We start from the raw sequence: 19,990 nt of genomic DNA, 5'->3' as shown, positions 1-19,990 counted from the left end.
AAGAATTAGGAAACAAAGAAGCTAATAATGAATTACAAGACAAAGTGGCAGCAAACTTTGATACTAAAAAAGCAGATACAATTTTAGCAACTGCTGGTGCAAATGAAGCGACAACAACTGAACCAGCATCTTCCGATGAGGAAGTATCGGCTAAAGAGTCACCGAATTCAATTAACGAACAAACTAACGTTTTAGTCTTATGTGCTGGTGGTGGTACAAGTGGATTACTTGCAAATGCGTTAAACAAAGCAGCTGAAGAATATCAGGCACCTGTAAAAGCGGCAGCTGGTGGTTATGGTGCACATATGGATATTATGAAAGACTATCAATTAATTATTTTAGCGCCTCAAGTTGCTTCTAACTATGAAGATATAAAACAAGATACAGATCGATTAGGTATTAAATTAGCAAAAACTCAAGGTGCTGAATACATTAACTTAACTCGTGATGGCAAAGCAGCATTAGACTTCGTTCAACAACAATTTGAAAAATAATTAGGAGATGAAAGTATAATGAAAAAATTACCAGAAGATTTTATTTTCGGTGGTGCAACAGCAGCTTATCAAGTAGAAGGTGCGACTCAAACAGACGGAAAAGGTCGTGTAGCCTGGGACACTTATCTAGAAGAAAACTATTGGTATACAGCTGAACCTGCAAGTGACTTTTATCATAAATATCCAGTTGATTTAGAATTAAGTGAGAAATTTGGGATTAATGGTATCCGTATATCTATCGCGTGGTCAAGAATTTTTCCAACAGGTTATGGAGAAGTTAATCAAAAAGGTGTAGAATTTTATCACAATTTATTTAAAGAATGTCATAAACGTCACGTTGAACCGTTTGTTACATTACATCATTTTGATACTCCAGAAACACTTCACAGTGATGGAGATTTCTTAAACCGTAAAACGATTGATTATTTTGTAGATTATGCAAAATTCTGCTTTGAAGAATTTACTGAAGTCAACTATTGGACTACTTTTAATGAAATTGGTCCTATTGGTGATGGCCAGTATTTAGTCGGTAAATTCCCACCAGGTATTAAATATGATTTTGCAAAAGTATTCCAATCTCATCATAATATGATGGTCGCACATGCGAAAGCAGTTAAACTATTTAAAGACAATGGATATAATGGGGAAATTGGAGTAGTTCATGCATTACCAACTAAGTATCCATATGATCCTTCAAATCCGGAAGATGTAAGAGCAGCAGAACTTGAAGATATTATTCATAACAAATTTATCTTAGATGCAACGTATTTAGGAAAATATTCTCGTGAAACTATGGAAGGTGTACAACATATTCTTTCTGTCAATGGCGGTAAATTAGATATTACTGATGAAGATTATGCTACATTAGATGCTGCAAAAGATTTAAATGACTTCCTAGGTATTAATTACTATATGAGTGATTGGATGAGAGGATATGAGGGAGAATCAGAAATTACACACAATGCTACTGGAGATAAAGGTGGCTCTAAATATCAACTTAAAGGTGTAGGACAACGTGAATTTGACATAGATGTTCCTCGTACTGATTGGGATTGGATGATTTATCCACAAGGTCTTTATGATCAAATTATGCGTGTTATAAAAGATTATCCTAACTATCACAAAATTTATGTTACTGAAAATGGGCTTGGATATAAAGATGAATTCGATGAAGAACGTAAGACAGTTGATGATGATGCACGTATCGACTATGTTAAAAAACATCTTGAAGTCATTGCTGATGCGATACGTGATGGTGCCAATGTAAAAGGCTATTTCTTATGGTCACTTATGGATGTGTTCTCATGGTCTAATGGTTATGAAAAACGTTATGGTCTATTCTACGTTGATTTTGACACACAAGAACGTTATCCGAAAAAAAGTGCATATTGGTATAAAGCATTAGCTGAATCTAAAGAAATTAAGTAATTTTATAATATAGATAGGTGAGTCTGTGATATATTTCCTAGAAAAACAGCCAGTAAACAAGTTTATTATAAATTCATTTACTGGCTGTTTTTCTAGGAAATATATCACAGACTTTTTTTATTCTTAGTTTACCATCTAATATAACTTACGGTTGTATTATAATATTCTTCAAAACCATGAATACCATCTGCACCACCAAGCCTAGATTCTCTCCAACCTGCATGATAACCATTAATTCTTTTAATAAGACTTATGTTTAGAATTGTGAAAGTTATACAAATTGTTGTATATGTTATTATTTAATTATATAAAAAAATAATAGAGTACATTAATTATTTTGAGATAGCGAATTGAAAATAAGTTAGAAGAAAATGTTTGTTTACTTCTGGGAAACACCTATTACATAACTAATTATTTGCCTAAAGGAGTACAAAATGGAAAATTTAATAATTTCACTTTTCAAAGAATAGTGGATAGCTTTAATAGTAATTTTCATACTTTATTTATTAAAATAGTATTTAAATATTCTTTTTAACTACTCTTTCAAAAAGAAACAATTAATTAACGAAACAAACTTTAAATATCAAGGTAAGATTCTTAATTAAGCAATACCAATCTATATGAAACATTATGAAAAATTAAATAGTGGTACAGATACATATATATTCATATTTGATAATTACGAAAAATTAGATGAACAATATAATGAGGTTATAAATGACGATAGATATATAGACATTTTTACATCAAGTCCAATTATCAAAAATATCAATATAGAGTGAAAGTTAATTTTGATTATTATTTAAGCCAATTAGAAAATGAATTACTATTGGCAAGTAATATTATTAAAGAACAAGGATTATATATTGATGACAATATACTCGAGTCATTTAAAACTATAGATACTAAAATCAAAATAATTTTAGAGAATTTAGTTGAAGTTCAAAAAATTTTAGAAGAAATCTACAATAAATATAATGATGAAACATATTTCAATATCCTTAAGGAAGGACTTAAACAAATGGATAATGGTGTATTTCCTGAAAAAGTAAATGAATAGTTAATTGAATTCAAAAGAGTATTTAACAGTAAATTTGAAGTAAAAATATAAAACGTCCGTTTTTGAGATACTATTTAAATCTGGAATGTTTAGTACACATACTTTTTTGTATGTATTAATTTTTACTTATTAAGAAAAAAGAGAGAATAATTGTTCTCTCTTTTTTTGTTTCATTATTAAAATCTTATAATAGAGGATTAATATACGTTTTAGAATGCTGTGAGAAACTCTCAGTTACATTGAAAAACCGTTTATTAACCCAAACCATTATCATGTTTAATTCTATAAACTGTTTGTCTTGTAATATTAACTTCTTTGGCAATTTTACTAATTGCTTGGCCTTCTTCTAACATTTCTATGACTCTATGGTAGATAACACGTTTCTGTGGATCTTTAGCATTATGTGAGTATAGTAAAGGACGTCCTTTATATATACCTTTTTCTTTCGCAACTTTAATACCTTGTGCTTGTCTACGTTTACTTTCATTTCGTTCTTGTTCTGAAACCATTGCTAATATTTGAATGATTAGGTCTTTCATAAATTTATCTAATAATGGACTGCCGATTACTTCATTCATCATAGGTAAGCTAGTAATCATCAATTGAACTTCTTTATCTTTTAAATAATTAACGGTATGAATTACTTCCTCATAATTACGACCTAAACGATCAATTGATTCTACGACAAACCGATCTCCCATCCTCACAAAGTTAAGTGCTTCTTGAAGTACCGGTCTATTTTCTACTGACTTTCCCGATTGTTTCTCTGTAAATATTTTTTCAGCACCAAACGTTTTTAAATTTTCAAGTTGTCTTTCTAAATTTTGATCAATAGATGAGACTCTCGCATAGCCAACAATCATTAATTTCCACCTCGTAATTAATATACACCCTAATCATACGTTTTAGTTACTATAAATTCAATAACTAAATATGTATGATTAGGGTGTATTTTGTTTAACTTTTACTATTGTTGAAAGTTAAGTTGTATTTACTTATCATTCTTTCGATCTTCTATTTTATTGAGATAGCGATAAATTGTTGTACGTGAAACTTGCCATTGTTCCGCAATTGTCTTAATCGGTGTACCATTATCATATAGTGTTTTGAGTAGTTTTAAATCTTTATTATTTAGCTTTTCTGGTCTCCCTCCATAGCGTCCTCTAGCGCGAGCTGCAATTCGACCAGCTGAAGAACGTTCTAAAATTAAGTTACGTTCAAATTCTGCAAATGCTGCGAATAAATGAAATAACAATTGTCCTGTAGAACTTGATTTATCCATTGTTATATTTTCTTCTAAACTATGAAAACTCACGCCTCGATTATTAAGTTCATTAACTAATGTGATTAAATCTTCCATATTACGCCCTAGTCTATCTAGTCTCCAAACAACAATCGTATCTCCTGCCCTCGCAAATTCAATGGCTTTATCTAAACCAGGACGTTTACTTTTTGATCCACTTATGTGGTCACTAAATATCTTTTCACAACCATATTGATTTAATTGATATTCCTGCAAATTTAAATTTTGTAAACCAGTTGAAACTCTTGCATAACCTATTTTCAAAATACAAACCTCCTATATCCATCATTAGTGTACCATAACTTAAATACGAGCACTTTTGTGAACATAGATTTTTTATTGGGTTTCTGAACATAAAAATAAATGTAATCCTCACTTATTTCGACATAAAAAGAGAGTGTACAGAAAATGGTTATTTTATGTACACTCTCATCTTTACTAATATATTTTAAATGTTATTAACAAAACTAATTTAATAAGAGTCAAGTATAGTTTACATATGTATAATGTTTGAAACATATCTCTAATTACTTTTTACTAATATCATTTAAAATGTCTCGCAATTCTTCAATTTCTTTGTTATTTAATTCTTCATTTTTCGCAAAATTTAGCACTAAACTTTTCATGTCCCCTCCATACAGTTTATTAAGAAAAGTTTTAGCAGTTTTCATTTTAATATCGTCTTCTTTAATATTTGATGAGTAAAAATAAATATTCTCTGATTTGTATCGTTTTATAATCTCTTTTTTATATAGTCTTGTGATTAATGTTCTAATTGTTTTATCGCTAACTTCTTTATATTTTTGAATTTCAACTACAATTTCATTAGCTGATACTGATTTTTTATCCCATATTATATTCATAACATCCCATTCAGCCATAGATATTTCAACTTGCTTATTGGCCATTTAAAACACCCATTTCTTTTAATATTTTTTCACTGATTAATTCAGCATTTTTCCCAGACGGGTTTCCATCTGATAAATGTGTAGCAAAATAATACTTATCATGATTTGTAATTACGTAACCTACAAACCACCCATTATTATACTTCCCGTTTACTATACCTGTACCTGTTTTCCCATACAGTTCATACTTTTCATTTTTCTTAATCAATAATGAAGAAGATAATTGATTCTTTGCTTTTTTACTAAAATGGTTATTTTGTTCCATCATATTTTTAAAAACTATTACTTGTTCAAGATTAGATATTTTCAAACTATCTTCCATCCAATAGTTTTTATAACTTCCCAAATTTTCATTACCATAATTTAATTGCTTGAGTTGAGCCGCAGTATAGTTCTTTGGTATTTGATTACTAATACGTTCGAAGTACCAATTAACTGAATTTTGCATTGCTGTATTTAAATCTTGTTCCTTATTCCAAGACTCGAAAGGATAATGTTTATGATTCCATGACATACGTGAATTTTTATCACTTATGATATGACGGTCAAGTCCAAACATCGCTAAATAAATTTTATAAGTTGAATCAGGAGAATATCTTTTTCTACTTTCTTTTTCATTATAAATATAGTATTTGTCTTTCTTCATGCTGTACATGACGAAAGATCCACTATTTGAACCAAAATTTTTACTTTCATCTAAAATTTGGTGATCGTTCTGTAAGGGCTTTTTATAATTATAATCAGTTATGGATTGCCCCATCAAAAACTGGCTTTGAATTACTATGAGCAAAAAAGTAAAAATACAAATAAAAATTGGAATTAATTTAGACTGTTTTTTCAAATTGGCTTCTTTTATATTAATTAATCTTCTTTTGAGTAATGACTTTTTACCATTAAATGAATGGCTTAATATATTTTTATTAAAAAATGGAATATTTAATACGGAGTCCATAATAGATTCCGCATAAGTTTTAAATTCATTTTTGTTAATATTATTAAGAACAAATCTATCAGCTTCTACTTCATTGTCATGAATTATCTTTCTTTTTACAATATGTATTAATGGATTGTAACTCATAACAATAGAGAAGATATTAAAGATAATTAAATGTAAAGTATCTCTATTTTTAGCATGAGCATATTCATGCAGTATTATATATTTTAGTCTTTTATCAATTACACTTTTAAAATATGAACTAGGAATCAAAATAATATATTTCCCATACCAAAAAGTTATTGGAGATTGAATAGTCTCTGCTTTTCGAATCACAATATTTTTTTTATATTGATGGTTGAAAAGTATCGTATCTACTTTATTTTTTTCATTTTCGTTTAGATAAAGTGACTGTTTCTTTAAATATTTAAGATATAATAAGGATTTCAAAAATTTAAAACTTAAAATAATAACTAAAACTATCCAAACAACTGTGCAGATATTATCAATTGAATCCCAATTAAACTTATGGATATCTGTTGTGAACTCTTGAATAGGTTTGGTGGTATTTATGTTATGGTTCAAGTCGTGTGACTTACTTTCAACTGTGGGCGCTTGATTATTCACATTATTAAATTTTATAAAAGAGAATTTAATTGGGATAAAAGGTATTAATCCAGCAAGCACTGTTAGATACCAAACTTTATAATTTAAACTATAATTAAAATAGCGTTTTAATATGTACTTAAAAAATACTAACAATAGAAATATAAAACAAAAGCTTACTACGCTCGTTATTAGTAATTTAGCCATTTTGACACCTTCTTTCAAATATTTATAATAAATAATTGACACAAATATTACAAATGTAATATTATATATTCGTAAAAATTACATTTGTAATATTGGAGGGTTTATTTTGAAAAAGTTAATATTTTTAATTGCAATTGCTTTAGTTTTAAGTGCATGTAATTCAAACAGTCCACATGCCAAAGAGTTAAATGATTTAGAAAAAAAATATAATGCTCATATTGGTGTTTATGCTTTAGATACTAAAAGTGGTAAGGAAGTAAAATTTAATTCAGATAAGAGATTTGCCTATGCTTCGACTTCAAAAGCGATAAATAGTGCTATTTTGTTAGAACAAGTACCTTATAATAAGTTAAATAAAAAAATACATATTAACAAAGATGATATAGTTGCTTATTCTCCTATTTTAGAAAAATATGTAGGAAAAGATATCACTTTAAAAGAACTTATTGAGGCTTCAATGACATATAGTGATAATACAGCAAACAATAAAATTATAAAAGAGATCGGTGGGATCAAAAAAGTTAAACAACGTCTAAAAGGACTAGGAGATAAAGTAACAAATCCAGTTAGATATGAGATAGAATTAAATTATTATTCACCAAAGAGCAAAAAAGATACTTCAACACCTGCTGCTTTCGGTAAGACTTTAAATAAACTTATCGCAAATGGAAAATTAAGCAAAGAAAACAAAAAATTCTTACTTGATTTAATGTTAAATAATAAAAGCGGAGATACTTTAATTAAAGACGGTGTTTCAAAAGACTGTAAGGTTGCTGATAAAAGTGGTCAAGCAATAACATATGCTTCTAGAAATGATGTTGCTTTTGTTTATCCTAAGGGCCAATCTGAACCTATTGTTTTAGTCATTTTTACGAATAAAGACAATAAAAGTGATAAGCCAAATGATAAGTTGATAAGTGAAACCGCCAAGAGTGTAATGAAGGAATTTTAATATTTTAAATGCATAATAAATACTGATATCATCTTATAGTTTGTATTATCGTTGACATGTATAATTTTGATATCAAAAACTGATTTTCCCTCTATTATTTTCGATATTTATTTTCTTAATTCTCTTTAACAAACTAGAAATATTGTATATACAAAAAATCATAAATAATAGATGAATAGTTTAATTATAGGTATTCATCAATCGAAAAAGCAACGTATCTTATTTAAAGTGCGTTGCTTTTTTCTCATTTATAAGGTTAAATAATTCTCATATATCAAGCAAAGTGACAAACAACTTATTTTATGTGATTAGGGTGTACTCTAGTCATTTATTTTGTAAACCTTCCATATATAAGAACCAAAATAGTATAAATAAATATTATTAAAAACATAGTCGTGAACATAGACTGAATAAAACAAATAATAATATGATATACAACAGTAGGAGTGGACCCTAATATTTCTACAGACGTATTATTCAGTTTAAATATTAAATAATCGAAGAGAAATGAACTTCCTATTATAGATACGAGTCCAATGATAGGTAAAGTAAGAAATAATAATTTTCCCTTTTCGTAGTTTCTATATAATGCTAGAAATCTATCCTCATCTTTGTACATATGATCCAATAGAATTTTAGCAATTTTATAAGAAACTGGCACAGCTATAATTATTAATATAAAAATTGCAAATGGATTGGAAAAACTTAAAAAATATGTAATATAAATTGAAATCAAGGGAATTGTCGATAAAAAGCATATATCTAATATAAGTTTTTTGTCTTCCCTTCCATTACTTTTCTTTTCAAGAAATTCTATATCTTTTTGATACTCTTCGTTGTTTTGAATGTTTTTTAAATATGATTTAACCTTTTTCATTTAATACTCCCATCTTGTCTTTGTATTCAACTAATTAGCCTTAATGTTAGCAATTTTATAGTATCAAAGAAAATCAATAATTCTAATTATAGAATTGCACTTACTTTTCTTATATTTTTGCATTCATCTACACTTGGTGATATACTGAATTTAACAAATAGTGTACTAGCATGATAAACACCGAGCCCGATAACTACTGCGAATAGTTATCGGGCTCTTTTGGTGTATTAGCTATATGTCGTCGCTAAATTACTTCTCACGATTATTCAGCCAATGAGAAAATAATGTGAGTATAACTCCTACTACGATAGGAGCTATAATAGTTACAAATAGTGTACTGAACATGATGTCACCTCCTTCCATGCTAAATACAGCACAGAAGTGAACGACGACCTTTGTATTATACCATTTCTAATAATTGAGTTACAGATGACTTCCGATAAGTGAACTTATGTCAAAAGTATTATCTATTAAAAAACAAATTACCTTTATTATTAAGTCTACTTAGTCATAATCAAAGTCATATTAGCGTACATAATTAAGTCGAATTATGATTTTTAGAAAGCGCGTATTGGTCACTTGTATGATTTATCATACTGCTTATAAAGTATAAATAAATGAAAAATGTCTTACTCATGTTTGATAAATTCTTGTGATATTTTTTATATTAAACACTTACATTTTTACTATGTAAATATTTTTTTACTCATCATTTTTTGGAAAAGGTATCTCCAACATGTGCCGAAATGATTCATTAAGATGACCATAAAGTAAAATAAATAAGAGATTAACTAAGCACTATTATTCAAAAATAAATTATAAAAACGTCCAAATCTAAAAATTAAAATTGGATCACACTTATGTGGTCTAATTTTTTTATAAAAATGACCGAAAAAAACGGATGCTCGAGCATCTCAGCGCTAAAAAAAATTGGATGCTCGAGCATCTTTTTTAATATAAACCTCGTCATATCAACATCAAGGAGCATCTTTTTATAATCAAAAGTGGTCTTGTAATAATTGTAAATAGCCTGCAATAAAAGGCAAAATTACACCTTGGTGTTATCGAATTTAAAATACTTATAAACGCTACAATATTAGGCTTTATACGACTTTTTGAGCAGAAAAAGAATAATGTGAATTTTAAGTAAATCTTTCAGCTATGCTGAATACCACCAAAGGTGGTACTAGATTTCCTTATGCTCATATTTTAGATGCTCCAAAAAGCATCTACTTCTTGTAATATTTCCAAAAGTAAAATGTACTTGGGGACAAAAGAGACTATTATTTTCTTCACTTTTTACTTAAAGATCTTATTTTTATTTTCAAAATGATCATGGTTAATAAAATGATTAGTGATAAAAAAAGAGAAAACTAAGTAAATATATTTGATGAATTTGGGATGATAGCGTTCAAATTTAAAAATGTGTTGGGTTTAATCATTGAACATTAAAAGTTTATCTTTTAAGTATATTTCATTTTACTTGAGGCTACATTTTGATTTTTTGAAACTATAAATTAACTCTTTTCTTTTAACTTACTAAATAAATATACAACAAAAACGATTTTACTCAGTCACTTTTATAATTAAAAAAGATTGCTAAAGAATACAAAAAGGTTTAACTTTTTTATTTTTTTTAAGTTAAACCAACACTAAATAATCATTTTATTTTTCTTCTTATGCGACATATTTTAGACTCTATAATTTGTATTTATAGAGACAAAACAAAAAAAGAGTAATCTAATTGATTACTCAATTTTCTTTTTTATCTATTAAATGAATACATACCATTGTAAATCTATGCAATCTATGGTGAAAGAGTGTTCATCAACATTTCTTCTTAGTATCTTGTCTTTAGGTATTTCTTCTGGTGACATACTTTCAATTAATTCTTTTTCATTGATTGTTTCATCATATTCTTTATTTACTAACAACTTTATTTTACTTAAATCTAAATCACTACTGTATAGATTAAAAAGTTTTATTACAAACATTCTTTTCTTACTAATTGTAGTTTAATAATTTTCTATTTTATCTAACACTTTTTCTTTTATTTCTATACCTATATAAGTATTAAAACCATTTTTCACATTTCCTTGTATGTCTAATTGTTCCCATCTATTTAGTTCAAACAGGTCTGATAATTCTAATTCATCTAGTAAATCCTCATATAAAAATCCATCTATATGATTAACAAATAACTCTCTACCTGTCACTTCATTGAACATTTCATTAGCAAATATCGCACTCTCTATATTTCGTGATAAATCTATTAGTTTATCATTTACTAAAAATAATTTTAATCTTCCGTTAGTATATATACTTTTTTTGACTTCATAGTTACGACCATTTAATTTTATTCTAAGTGATTGCTGTGCAACCACTAATTACATAAAAAAGCCTCCTATAAAGGAGACTTCGTTTTATATATATGCAATTTTTAGTTGTTTGTTTGTAACTCGTGCAATTGCTTCCATTGTATCTAAATTAGGCTTTGAATCGCCATTTTCAATTCTAGCAATAGTTGATTGAGGTTTGCCTAAGGCATCGGCTAATTTCCTTTGTGACCAACCTAATTCATCTCTTAGTTTTACGACTGCCATTGCAAATTCTAATGCTTCATCTTGATCTTGATAAGTTCTTTTCATTCGAGGATTACGTTCAATGTCATTTTTTATTAAATTAGATATTATACTCACATAAATCACCTCTTTTATATTTTTCAATCACACATTTACCATTATCTAATTTCCTTATTTATTCCATTCGTATTGCTATAGTAAAACTATTATTTTCTTTTTTCTATCATTTCAACAATTTAATCCTACCCTTATCTGGAAGAGAATATATGAAGTTGATAAACTCTGACTTTTCACTGCTATTTTGTAAAGTTTTAAATGCTATCATATTAAATCTCCTCTCCATTATGACATATTACTGAAATGATAAATCATCTTCACTTGGTTCAAAGTTTTCTGGCATGTCATGAATAGTGTCTTTGTCTTTATTTTTGTGAGAAATACTTGAGACATTATTGAACAAATCATAACGTTTTATAAGAAAAAATAGGACTAAAACAAAAAAGTTTTAGTCCCATCCATTTACTTAACTAGTGTTCACTTTCAGATTGACTCAATTGCCATTGAAGATAAAGTTCGCCTGCAGTTAAGAAAACATTAATCAATGCTAAAGTCACTTTAATCTTTTTCTTATTGTTCATAAGTGGTCCCTCCTTTCTTTTATAGCGATGTGCTATGTTGTGTGATTGTGGCATTATATGATTGTTATATTGTTATCTCTTCCTTTACTTTTCGTTTGATCTAGGTGGTTGCTAAGACAACCACTTGATTGATAAAAAAAGAGAACATCTATTTGAAGATGTTCTCTAATTGGCTCATTGTTCCCTATTAAAGTAAGTTATTGATTAAATAAAGAAGTGATTGGTAAATGTTTACGTCGTTGATTAAGTGTATGCGTCTCTGCGAATTCAGATTTAAGAGATTTCATAAGATAGCCTTGCATAGCTTCGACGTTTTCATTTTTTTGAATAAGCATCGCTTTAAAACGTTTAAGGACATGAAGTATTTCTATTTCCATATCTTCTAACAAGTAATATGAATCAATCGAATTATTAAAGGATGTCTTGGCTTTTAATAGTACAGACTTGATAATCTTAATTTCAGCTACAGAAAAGTTGCTTAAATAGTTTTGAATACTTTGTGGTAATTCTTCAAGTAATCGAAACTTTAAAGCGTTATTATTAAAGTTTGAAGTGTAGTGATTTGAATGACGTGTCTGATCATTACGATATGTTAGTTTTTTATCATTCAAATCATTCGTATCATTACTCTCAGTCTTAATATAATTAGTATCATTATAATCAGTATCATTAGTGTATGTTTTCGATATGTCTTGATGTATCGTTTTAGTATGTCTTGATGTATCCTTATCATATTTCTGGATGTATGAATTTGATACGTCCGTGTTATTATGCCGTTCTACGTCATTTTCTTGTTCTGAAATACAATAAACATCAGCTTTGCTTACTTCTGGTTTTTTTAAATACAGTTTGTTGGGTTTATTTAATCCTACTCTAATTTGACTAAATAAATCGGCTTGAGTTAGTTCTTTTTTTATTTTTGATAATTTATTCGGACTGCTGATATTTAAGATTTTTTTTAGTTTTTCGTTAGTATATATAAAGAATATGTCTCCATTTTCATCTATCCAATTATTTCTTATGGATAGATCTAAACGATCTCTTAATATTGACCAAGTTATTTTTGCATCATTAGACAATTTAGTATATTTAGGATTTGTAAAAAATACTTTAGGTAATCGATAAAATTTTTCTTTTTGAATTTCTTTAATATTAAAATTAGACATACAAAAAACCTCTTTCATATTTAAAATTTAAAAAAGAGGTAATAAAAAAGTTATGTGTAAGCATATATGTATTAGACTTGCACTAATAATTTTTAATATATATAATATGAATACAACAACGATATAAATATAACTTTTCTATCACCCTAGAGGCCTAGCTATTCCCGTAGCTAGGCTTCTTTATATTTATAATAACATTTTTTAATTATTTGTTACATTTTTATGTGCATTTTTAAAAGAGATAATGAGTAATATATTACTTTTGTATAACGTTATACTATCTTTAGATAAAGCCTTTTATACTGCGTATAAAAGGCGTATAACTTTTATATAAGTATAGTATAATAAGTCATATATCTATATATAACTTATACGAATTCCTGTAAAAATATTGATATATTACGTATAAGCTCTGTATAATATATAATAAATTCCACGCATATAGTTATACGGAGGCTACTATATGAAAAGTATGAAAAAAATTGCTGATGAATTAAATGTGACAAAAATGACTGTTTATAACAACGCTAAAAAAGCAGATGTAAAATTTAAAAAAATCGATAACGTAAATTATTTGTCTAGTGAAGATGAGATTATAGTAGTAAATCGAATTAAAAAAAATCAAAAAAAGAGTATTGAAGACGAAAATGAAAATAGAGTAGAAAGAAATGATTCTTCTAACGAAGAATCGGTCAAAGATGAAACAATAAAGCAATTATACATTCAGTTAGACATATATAAGGAACAAGCAAGTAGAGATAAAGAACAAATAAACACACTTAATAGGCTTTTAGAAAATCAACAAGTTTTAGCATTAGAAAGTAACAAAAAAATCCAAAGGTTGGAGGCTGAATTAGAAGAAGAAAGGCAACTTAATTATTCTTCTAATAAGAGACAGGACGTTGAAGTTCAAGAAACAGTAGACAATACAGGTTCTATAAAGACTGAGTCAGATAAACAAGATGAAAAAATAGTTTCCCAGTTTAGTGATGTAGGTAAAGATACAAACGAGGACAAACAACAAAATAATGACTTGGAACATGGCGATCAAATAGATGATGCACAAAAAGAAGATATAAGAAACGAAAATCATGCTAAAAAAAGCTTTTGGAGCCGACTATTTGGTAATTAAAAAAATGTAAAAGGTGTATCAAGGGTTAGTAACCCCTTGATACACCTTTTTATATCGACAAAACTTCTGATAATCATCGATTATGTAAAATTTAAGATTGACCATAAATAATAGTGTTAAAACAAGTAATAGTATAGAATGAAATTGTGCTTAAAATCTTTATAAAATATATGTGTTCATACTATATGGACATATTTAATAGAATAAGTGGGATGTGAGAATTTGAATGCATAAATACGATCGTTTAGAAGAAATTACTAAACTCGTAAATCAAAAAGGAATGGTTAGGACAAATGAAATTGTTGAGGAACTTAATGTATCTGATATGACAGTACGTCGTGATTTAGCTGAATTAGAAGAAAAAGGATTACTAACTAAAATACATGGCGGTGCACGTAGTAATTCTGCTTTTCAAATTAAAGAAAAGTCTCATCAAGAAAAGCACACAGAGAATATTGAAGAAAAACGTGCGGTCGCAAGGAAAGCTGTTAACTTAATTGAAGAAAACGATACGATTTTTTTAGGACCTGGAACAACAATCGAGTTACTGGCTCAATTAATAGAGCAAAAGTCATTAACAGTGATTACGAATTGTTTTCCAGTATTTCAAATATTATTTGAAAAGCGTTCGCTAAGTTTTAAAGTTTACTTATTAGGTGGAGAAATGAGAGAACTTACTGAATCATTTGTAGGTGAAATGACGAATACGCTTCTTCAAACAAAACGATTTATTAAAATGTTTTTTAGTTGTAATGGAATAAAAGATGCAGATGTGCTCACTTCTACAATTGACGAAGCATATACACAACAACTTGCACTTCATCGTTCACTTGAAAAATATTTATTAATTGATACTTCAAAAATTGGAAAAGAAGATTTTACCCAATTATGTCATTTAGAAGATTTAACAGCAGTAGTTGTAGATAAAAAAGATGAGGGAGATGTACAAAAATTAAAAGCTTACACAGAAGTGATATAATACCAAGATTGTTTATATAAACAATCTTGGTATTTTTTATATAATTGAACGCAATTAAATACAAAAACATTTCGTTAAAAAACGAATTTTCAAACAATATTCGAACATTTATTGTTGAATGCTTGTTTGTTTATGTTTATAATTTAGGTGTAAAGATTTGAAAGCGCTTTTTCAAACACATGTGTTTAATTATCTTATTTTCAAAGGAGAATCATTATGACAATTTTTATTGGTTCAGATGTCGCTGGTCAACGTCTTAAAGATGTTGTAAAAACATTTTTAAAAGAAAATAACCATGATGTAGTAGATGTAACAGAAGGAAAAGAATTAGACTTTATTGATTCAACATTAGCAGTTGTACATGAAGTACAAAAGAACGATGATAATTTAGGCATTGCAGTGGATGCTTATGGTGCAGGTAGTTTTATTGTTGCTACAAAAGTAAAAGGAATGATTGCTGCTGAAGTATCAGATGAACGTTCAGCATATATGACACGTAGTCACAATAATGCACGCATGATTACAATGGGTGCTGAAATTGTAGGCGATACATTAGCTAAAAATATTGCTAAAGAATTTGTAAATGGACACTATGAGGGTGGGCGTCACCAAATCCGTGTAGATATGTTAAATAAAATGTGCTAATTGGAGGAATAAATAATGAAAATTGCTATAGGTTGCGATCACATTGTAACTGATACAAAAATGGAAGTTTCACAACATTTAAAAGCTCAAGGACACGAAGTTATTGATGTAGGTACGTATGATTTTACACGTACACATTATCCTATCTTCGGTAAAAAAGTAGGAGAAAAAGTTGCTAGTGGAGAAGCAGATTTAGGCGTATGTGTCTGTGGTACTGGCGTTGGTATTAGTAATGCAGCAAACAAAGTCCCAGGTGTAAGAACAGCATTAGTACGTGATATGACATCGGCAATTTATTCAAAAGAAGAATTAAATGCTAATGTTGTTAGTTTCGGCGGTAAAGTAGCAGGCGAATTATTTATTTTCGATATCGTGGATGCCTTTATCAAAGCAGAATACAAACCTACTGAAGAAAATAAAAAATTAATTGCTAAAATTAATCATTTAGAAACACATAAAGATAATCAAGCTGATCCTCACTTCTTTGATGAATTCTTAGAAAAATGGGACAAAGGTGAATATCACGATTAAGGAAGATGTGAAATGATTCTAACATTAACTTTAAATCCTTCAGTTGATATATCTTATCCATTAGAACAGTTTTATCTAGATACTGTGAATAGAGTTAAAAAGACGAGTAAAACTGCTGGAGGAAAAGGATTAAATGTAACACGTGTATTATCAGAATTTGGCGAAAATGTGTTAGCAAGTGGTTTTTTAGGTGGCGCATTGGGTCAATTTATTGAAGAACAATTAACGGATGCTCAAATTGAACAGTCTTTCTTCAAAATAAAAGGAGAAACACGAAATTGTATCGCTATTCTACATGAAGGACAACAAACTGAAATACTCGAACAAGGACCAACTATTGATAAGGAAGAAGCAGAAAGCTATAAAGCACATCTTTTAGAACTATTTAAAAGAGCTAATGTTATAGCGATGTCTGGAAGTTTACCTAAAGGTCTTAATACAAATTACTACGCGGATATTGTGAAATTAGCAAATGAACAAGGTCTACCTACGATTTTAGATAGTTCTGGTCAATCATTAATGGATGTATTGTTGAGTGAAAATAAGCCTTCAGTGATAAAACCTAATATTGATGAATTATCTCAATTATTACACACTACTGTCACTACAGATATCGATAGTTTAAAAGAAGCAGTCACTCAATCCATCTTCAAAGGTATTGAATGGATTATTGTTTCTTTAGGTGGCGAGGGCGCTTTCGCTAAACATCATCAAACATTTTATAAAGTAAACATTCCAAAAATAGAAGTCGTTAATCCTGTAGGGTCTGGTGATTCTACAGTGGCAGGTATTGCATCAGGTCTTGTTCATCAACAATCCGATGAAGACTTACTGAAAAAAGCTAATGCATTTGGAATGTTAAATGCAATGGAGCATCAAACAGGTCATATCAATGTAGATAAATTTAAAGAACTATTCAAACAAATTGAAGTTATAGAGGTGTAATTCATGACAAAATCCAAACAAAAATTAGCATCAATCGAACAATTAAGTAATCAAGATGGGATTATTTCAGCTTTAGCATTTGATCAACGTGGGGCATTAAAAAGAATGATGGCTGAACATCAAACAGAACCTCCTACAGTTGAACAAATCGAACAATTAAAAGTACTTGTATCAGAAGAGTTAACACAATATGCATCTTCTATTCTTTTAGATCCTGAATATGGCTTACCAGCTTCTGATGCACGTAATAAAGAGTGTGGTTTATTACTTGCATATGAAAAAACTGGATATGACGTGAATGCAAAAGGTCGTTTACCCGATTGCTTAGTAGAATGGTCTGCTAAACGTTTAAAAGAACAGGGTGCCAATGCAGTTAAATTCTTACTTTATTATGATGTAGATGATTCAGAAGAGATTAACATTCAAAAGAAAGCTTATATTGAACGAATTGGTTCAGAATGTGTTGCTGAAGACATTCCATTTTTCTTAGAAGTGTTAACTTATGATGATAACATTCCTGATAATAAAAGTGCTGAATTTGCAAAAGTAAAACCTCGTAAAGTAAATGAAGCAATGAAGTTATTCTCCGAAGATCGATTCAATGTTGATGTGCTTAAAGTTGAAGTGCCCGTAAACATGAATTTTGTCGAAGGATTTACAGAGGGTGAAGTTGTATACACAAAAGAAGAAGCAGCACAACATTTCCGTGATCAAGATGCAGCAACACATTTACCTTATATTTATTTAAGTGCTGGTGTATCAGCTGAATTATTCCAAGAAACATTAACATTCGCACACGATGCGGGTGCACATTTCAATGGTGTGTTATGTGGACGTGCGACATGGTCTGGTGCAGTTAAAGTTTATATTGAACAAGGAGAACAAGCTGCAAGAAAATGGTTACGTACAACTGGATATAAAAACATTGATGATTTAAATAACGTACTAAAAACAACTGCAACATCTTGGAAAGCAAAATGACTTAGGGGAGGTTATTCATATGAATAGAGAAGAAGGACAATTACTTGGTTTTGAAATTGTCGCATATGCAGGAGATGCGCGTTCAAAATTATTAGAGGCATTAAACGCTGCTAAAGAAGGCAATTTTGATAAAGCTGAACAACTTACGGAGAAAGCAAATGAAGATATCGCAAATGCACATAAAGCTCAAACAAACTTATTAGCTCAAGAAGCACAAGGTGATGACATTGCATTTAGTATTACAATGATTCACGGTCAAGACCATTTAATGACAACGTTATTATTAAAAGATTTAATGAAGCATTTAATTGAATTATACAAAAAAGGGAGCTGACCCCTATGAATAAGTTAATAGCATGGATAGAAAAAGGAAAGCCGTTCTTTGAAAAAATATCTCGTAATATTTATTTAAGAGCGATTCGTGATGGATTTATTGCAGCAATTCCAATTATCTTGTTCTCAAGTATATTTATTTTAATCACATATGTACCTAACGTGTTTGGCTTTACTTGGAGTAAAACGATGGAAGGTATATTGATGAAACCATATAACTATACCATGGGAGTTGTTGGTTTGATTGTAGCTGGAACAACAGCTAAGTCTTTAACCGATTCCTACAACAGGAAATTAGATAAAACCAATCAAATTAACTTTATTTCTACAATGATGGCTGCGATGAGTGGATTTTTATTCTTAGCAGCAGATCCTATTAAAGAGGGTGGATTTTCAAGTGCATTTATGGGCACAAAAGGATTATTAACAGCCTTTATTTCAGCCTTTATTACCGTAATTGTTTATAATTTCTTTATTAAAAGAAATATTACAATCAAAATGCCTAAAGAAGTACCACCAAATATTTCTCAGGTATTTAAAGATATCTTCCCGTTGTCAGCGGTTATTATCATTATTTATGCATTAGATTTATTATCACGAGCATTTATTCATACAAATGTAGCGAATGCTGTATTAAAAATCTTTGAACCATTATTTACTGCGGCAGATGGCTGGATTGGCGTCACACTTATTTTCGGTGCTTTCGCATTCTTCTGGTTTGTAGGTATCCATGGTCCATCTATTGTTGAACCAGCAATTGCTGCAATTACTTATGCAAATCTTGAAACAAACTTAAATTTGATTCAAGCAGGAGAACATGCAGATAAAATTATTACACCTGGTACGCAAATGTTCGTTGCAACTATGGGGGGTACCGGTGCTACATTAGTCGTGCCATTTATGTTTATGTGGTTAACTAAATCAAAAAGAAACAAAGCAATTGGTAGAGCATCAGTTGTACCAACACTCTTTGGAGTAAATGAACCAATTTTATTTGGTGCACCACTCGTATTAAACCCAGTATTTTTCATACCATTTATTTTTGCACCAATAGTAAACATATGGATCTTTAAATTCTTTGTTGATGTACTTAAAATGAATAGTTTTAGCATCTTCTTACCATGGACGACACCAGGACCTCTTGGTATTGTGATGGGTACAGGACTTGCATTTTGGTCATTTGTGTTGGCAATTGTATTAATCGTAGTTGACGTTATCATTTACTACCCATTTGTAAAAGTTTATGATGAACAAATTTTAGAAGAAGAATTAGGAAACAAAGAAGCTAA

At 29.1% G+C, this 19,990-nt stretch carries 23 protein-coding genes and 1 pseudogene; 13 read left to right on the top strand and 11 right to left on the bottom strand.

The features are described from left to right. From SBL16_RS12050 to SBL16_RS12035, 4 genes are all read left to right on the top strand, one after another. On the top strand, positions 1-494 hold a 494-nt coding region (locus SBL16_RS12050; protein WP_317954263.1), incomplete at its 5' end, for a lactose/cellobiose PTS transporter subunit IIB. Positions 495-509: 15 nt separating this feature from the next. Next, a complete protein-coding gene (gene lacG / locus SBL16_RS12045; protein WP_317954265.1) occupies positions 510-1,922 on the top strand; it encodes a 6-phospho-beta-galactosidase in 1,413 nt (470 codons plus the stop codon). A gap of 620 nt (positions 1,923-2,542) precedes the next feature. Then, entirely contained in the window at positions 2,543-2,704 is a 162-nt protein-coding gene (locus SBL16_RS12040) for a hypothetical protein (protein ID WP_289328561.1), read from the top strand. Continuing rightward, on the top strand, positions 2,701-2,982 hold the full coding sequence (locus SBL16_RS12035; RefSeq protein ID WP_317954259.1) for a hypothetical protein: 282 nt from the start codon (positions 2,701-2,703) through the stop codon (positions 2,980-2,982). Before SBL16_RS12040 ends, SBL16_RS12035 begins: the two co-directional genes overlap by 4 nt. A 254-nt stretch (positions 2,983-3,236) precedes the next feature. Here SBL16_RS12035 and SBL16_RS12030 read toward each other — a convergent pair whose 3' ends face one another. The 4 genes from SBL16_RS12030 to blaR1 form a co-directional block, all read right to left on the bottom strand. Further along, positions 3,237-3,845 carry a recombinase family protein gene (locus tag SBL16_RS12030; protein WP_107506048.1) on the bottom strand — a complete coding sequence of 203 codons (609 nt, stop codon included), beginning with the start codon at positions 3,843-3,845 and terminating at the stop codon, positions 3,237-3,239. Between the two features lie 128 nt (positions 3,846-3,973). Then, positions 3,974-4,549 (bottom strand): recombinase family protein, encoded by a 576-nt coding sequence (locus SBL16_RS12025; protein WP_002488854.1) that lies wholly within the window; start codon positions 4,547-4,549, stop codon positions 3,974-3,976. Positions 4,550-4,812: 263 nt separating this feature from the next. After that, positions 4,813-5,193, bottom strand: coding sequence for a penicillinase repressor BlaI (gene blaI, locus SBL16_RS12020; RefSeq protein WP_001284653.1), 381 nt, complete (start codon positions 5,191-5,193; stop codon positions 4,813-4,815). Continuing rightward, positions 5,183-6,940 carry a beta-lactam sensor/signal transducer BlaR1 gene (blaR1, locus tag SBL16_RS12015; protein WP_001096392.1) on the bottom strand — a complete coding sequence of 586 codons (1,758 nt, stop codon included), beginning with the start codon at positions 6,938-6,940 and terminating at the stop codon, positions 5,183-5,185. Before blaR1 ends, blaI begins: the two co-directional genes overlap by 11 nt. Positions 6,941-7,046: 106 nt before the next feature. Between blaR1 and blaZ the strand changes: the two genes are divergently transcribed. Further along, on the top strand, positions 7,047-7,892 hold the full coding sequence (blaZ, locus tag SBL16_RS12010) for a penicillin-hydrolyzing class A beta-lactamase BlaZ (RefSeq protein WP_000733268.1): 846 nt from the start codon (positions 7,047-7,049) through the stop codon (positions 7,890-7,892). Between the two features lie 328 nt (positions 7,893-8,220). Here the strand turns inward: blaZ and SBL16_RS12005 are convergent, their stop codons facing one another. The 7 genes and pseudogenes from SBL16_RS12005 to SBL16_RS11980 all read right to left on the bottom strand — a co-directional run bounded on the left by SBL16_RS12005 (position 8,221) and on the right by SBL16_RS11980 (position 13,155). Then, positions 8,221-8,769 carry a hypothetical protein gene (locus SBL16_RS12005; RefSeq protein WP_002441962.1) on the bottom strand — a complete coding sequence of 183 codons (549 nt, stop codon included), beginning with the start codon at positions 8,767-8,769 and terminating at the stop codon, positions 8,221-8,223. A 249-nt stretch (positions 8,770-9,018) separates the two neighbouring features. Then, positions 9,019-9,114, bottom strand: coding sequence for a type I toxin-antitoxin system Fst family toxin (locus SBL16_RS12000; protein ID WP_000493115.1), 96 nt, complete (start codon positions 9,112-9,114; stop codon positions 9,019-9,021). Between the two features lie 446 nt (positions 9,115-9,560). Beyond that, positions 9,561-9,644: pseudogene (locus SBL16_RS12230) on the bottom strand (hypothetical protein); the annotation flags it as partial. 897 nt (positions 9,645-10,541) lie between these two features. Continuing rightward, complete coding sequence (locus tag SBL16_RS11995; protein WP_198644709.1) at positions 10,542-10,703, bottom strand: hypothetical protein; 162 nt, start codon at positions 10,701-10,703, stop codon at positions 10,542-10,544. Positions 10,704-10,784: 81 nt separating this feature from the next. Further along, positions 10,785-11,153, bottom strand: coding sequence for a hypothetical protein (locus SBL16_RS11990; RefSeq protein WP_070055775.1), 369 nt, complete (start codon positions 11,151-11,153; stop codon positions 10,785-10,787). Between the two features lie 39 nt (positions 11,154-11,192). Next, positions 11,193-11,468 (bottom strand): helix-turn-helix transcriptional regulator, encoded by a 276-nt coding sequence (locus SBL16_RS11985; protein ID WP_317954254.1) that lies wholly within the window; start codon positions 11,466-11,468, stop codon positions 11,193-11,195. A gap of 718 nt (positions 11,469-12,186) precedes the next feature. Next, positions 12,187-13,155, bottom strand: coding sequence for a replication initiator protein A (locus SBL16_RS11980; protein WP_070055773.1), 969 nt, complete (start codon positions 13,153-13,155; stop codon positions 12,187-12,189). Positions 13,156-13,618: 463 nt separating this feature from the next. On the opposite strand from SBL16_RS11980, the gene SBL16_RS11975 reads away from it, so the two are divergent. The 8 genes from SBL16_RS11975 to SBL16_RS11940 all read left to right on the top strand — a co-directional run. Continuing rightward, on the top strand, positions 13,619-14,287 hold the full coding sequence (locus SBL16_RS11975; RefSeq protein WP_317954251.1) for a DUF536 domain-containing protein: 669 nt from the start codon (positions 13,619-13,621) through the stop codon (positions 14,285-14,287). A gap of 226 nt (positions 14,288-14,513) precedes the next feature. Continuing rightward, the gene (locus SBL16_RS11970; protein WP_107506057.1) at positions 14,514-15,266 is read left to right on the top strand and encodes a DeoR/GlpR family DNA-binding transcription regulator; all 753 of its coding nucleotides are present in this window, start codon (positions 14,514-14,516) and stop codon (positions 15,264-15,266) included. Between the two features lie 216 nt (positions 15,267-15,482). Further along, the gene (gene lacA / locus SBL16_RS11965) at positions 15,483-15,911 is read left to right on the top strand and encodes a galactose-6-phosphate isomerase subunit LacA (RefSeq protein ID WP_107506056.1); all 429 of its coding nucleotides are present in this window, start codon (positions 15,483-15,485) and stop codon (positions 15,909-15,911) included. A 15-nt stretch (positions 15,912-15,926) separates the two neighbouring features. Then, positions 15,927-16,442 (top strand): galactose-6-phosphate isomerase subunit LacB, encoded by a 516-nt coding sequence (gene lacB / locus SBL16_RS11960; protein ID WP_107506055.1) that lies wholly within the window; start codon positions 15,927-15,929, stop codon positions 16,440-16,442. A 12-nt stretch (positions 16,443-16,454) separates the two neighbouring features. Then, the gene (locus SBL16_RS11955; protein WP_107506054.1) at positions 16,455-17,387 is read left to right on the top strand and encodes a tagatose-6-phosphate kinase; all 933 of its coding nucleotides are present in this window, start codon (positions 16,455-16,457) and stop codon (positions 17,385-17,387) included. A gap of 3 nt (positions 17,388-17,390) precedes the next feature. Beyond that, positions 17,391-18,368 (top strand): tagatose-bisphosphate aldolase, encoded by a 978-nt coding sequence (gene lacD, locus SBL16_RS11950; protein ID WP_107506053.1) that lies wholly within the window; start codon positions 17,391-17,393, stop codon positions 18,366-18,368. A gap of 19 nt (positions 18,369-18,387) precedes the next feature. Then, entirely contained in the window at positions 18,388-18,702 is a 315-nt protein-coding gene (locus SBL16_RS11945; RefSeq protein WP_317954241.1) for a PTS lactose/cellobiose transporter subunit IIA, read from the top strand. Between the two features lie 5 nt (positions 18,703-18,707). Beyond that, on the top strand, positions 18,708-19,990 hold a 1,283-nt coding region (locus SBL16_RS11940; protein WP_317954239.1), incomplete at its 3' end, for a lactose-specific PTS transporter subunit EIIC.

The sequence above is a fragment of the Staphylococcus sp. NWU MK-U1 genome, from assembly GCF_033283505.1.
GTDB classification, from domain to species: domain Bacteria; phylum Bacillota; class Bacilli; order Staphylococcales; family Staphylococcaceae; genus Staphylococcus; species Staphylococcus haemolyticus.
This window is presented reverse-complemented; position numbering and strand designations above follow the sequence as displayed.

Excerpts from the sequence above, each read along its gene's own strand:
- SBL16_RS12040 (WP_289328561.1), top strand. The coding sequence starts at position 2,543 with ATGAAACATTATGAAAAATTAAATAGTGGTACAGATACATATATATTC.
- SBL16_RS12030 (WP_107506048.1), bottom strand. The coding sequence starts at position 3,845 with ATGATTGTTGGCTATGCGAGAGTCTCATCTATTGATCAAAATTTAGAA.
- blaI (WP_001284653.1), bottom strand. The coding sequence starts at position 5,193 with ATGGCCAATAAGCAAGTTGAAATATCTATGGCTGAATGGGATGTTATG.
- blaR1 (WP_001096392.1), bottom strand. The coding sequence starts at position 6,940 with ATGGCTAAATTACTAATAACGAGCGTAGTAAGCTTTTGTTTTATATTT.
- SBL16_RS12005 (WP_002441962.1), bottom strand. The coding sequence starts at position 8,769 with ATGAAAAAGGTTAAATCATATTTAAAAAACATTCAAAACAACGAAGAG.
- SBL16_RS12000 (WP_000493115.1), bottom strand. The coding sequence starts at position 9,114 with ATGTTCAGTACACTATTTGTAACTATTATAGCTCCTATCGTAGTAGGA.
- SBL16_RS11980 (WP_070055773.1), bottom strand. The coding sequence starts at position 13,155 with ATGTCTAATTTTAATATTAAAGAAATTCAAAAAGAAAAATTTTATCGA.
- SBL16_RS11975 (WP_317954251.1), top strand. The coding sequence starts at position 13,619 with ATGAAAAGTATGAAAAAAATTGCTGATGAATTAAATGTGACAAAAATG.
- SBL16_RS11970 (WP_107506057.1), top strand. The coding sequence starts at position 14,514 with ATGCATAAATACGATCGTTTAGAAGAAATTACTAAACTCGTAAATCAA.
- lacA (WP_107506056.1), top strand. The coding sequence starts at position 15,483 with ATGACAATTTTTATTGGTTCAGATGTCGCTGGTCAACGTCTTAAAGAT.
- lacB (WP_107506055.1), top strand. The coding sequence starts at position 15,927 with ATGAAAATTGCTATAGGTTGCGATCACATTGTAACTGATACAAAAATG.
- SBL16_RS11955 (WP_107506054.1), top strand. The coding sequence starts at position 16,455 with ATGATTCTAACATTAACTTTAAATCCTTCAGTTGATATATCTTATCCA.
- lacD (WP_107506053.1), top strand. The coding sequence starts at position 17,391 with ATGACAAAATCCAAACAAAAATTAGCATCAATCGAACAATTAAGTAAT.
- SBL16_RS11945 (WP_317954241.1), top strand. The coding sequence starts at position 18,388 with ATGAATAGAGAAGAAGGACAATTACTTGGTTTTGAAATTGTCGCATAT.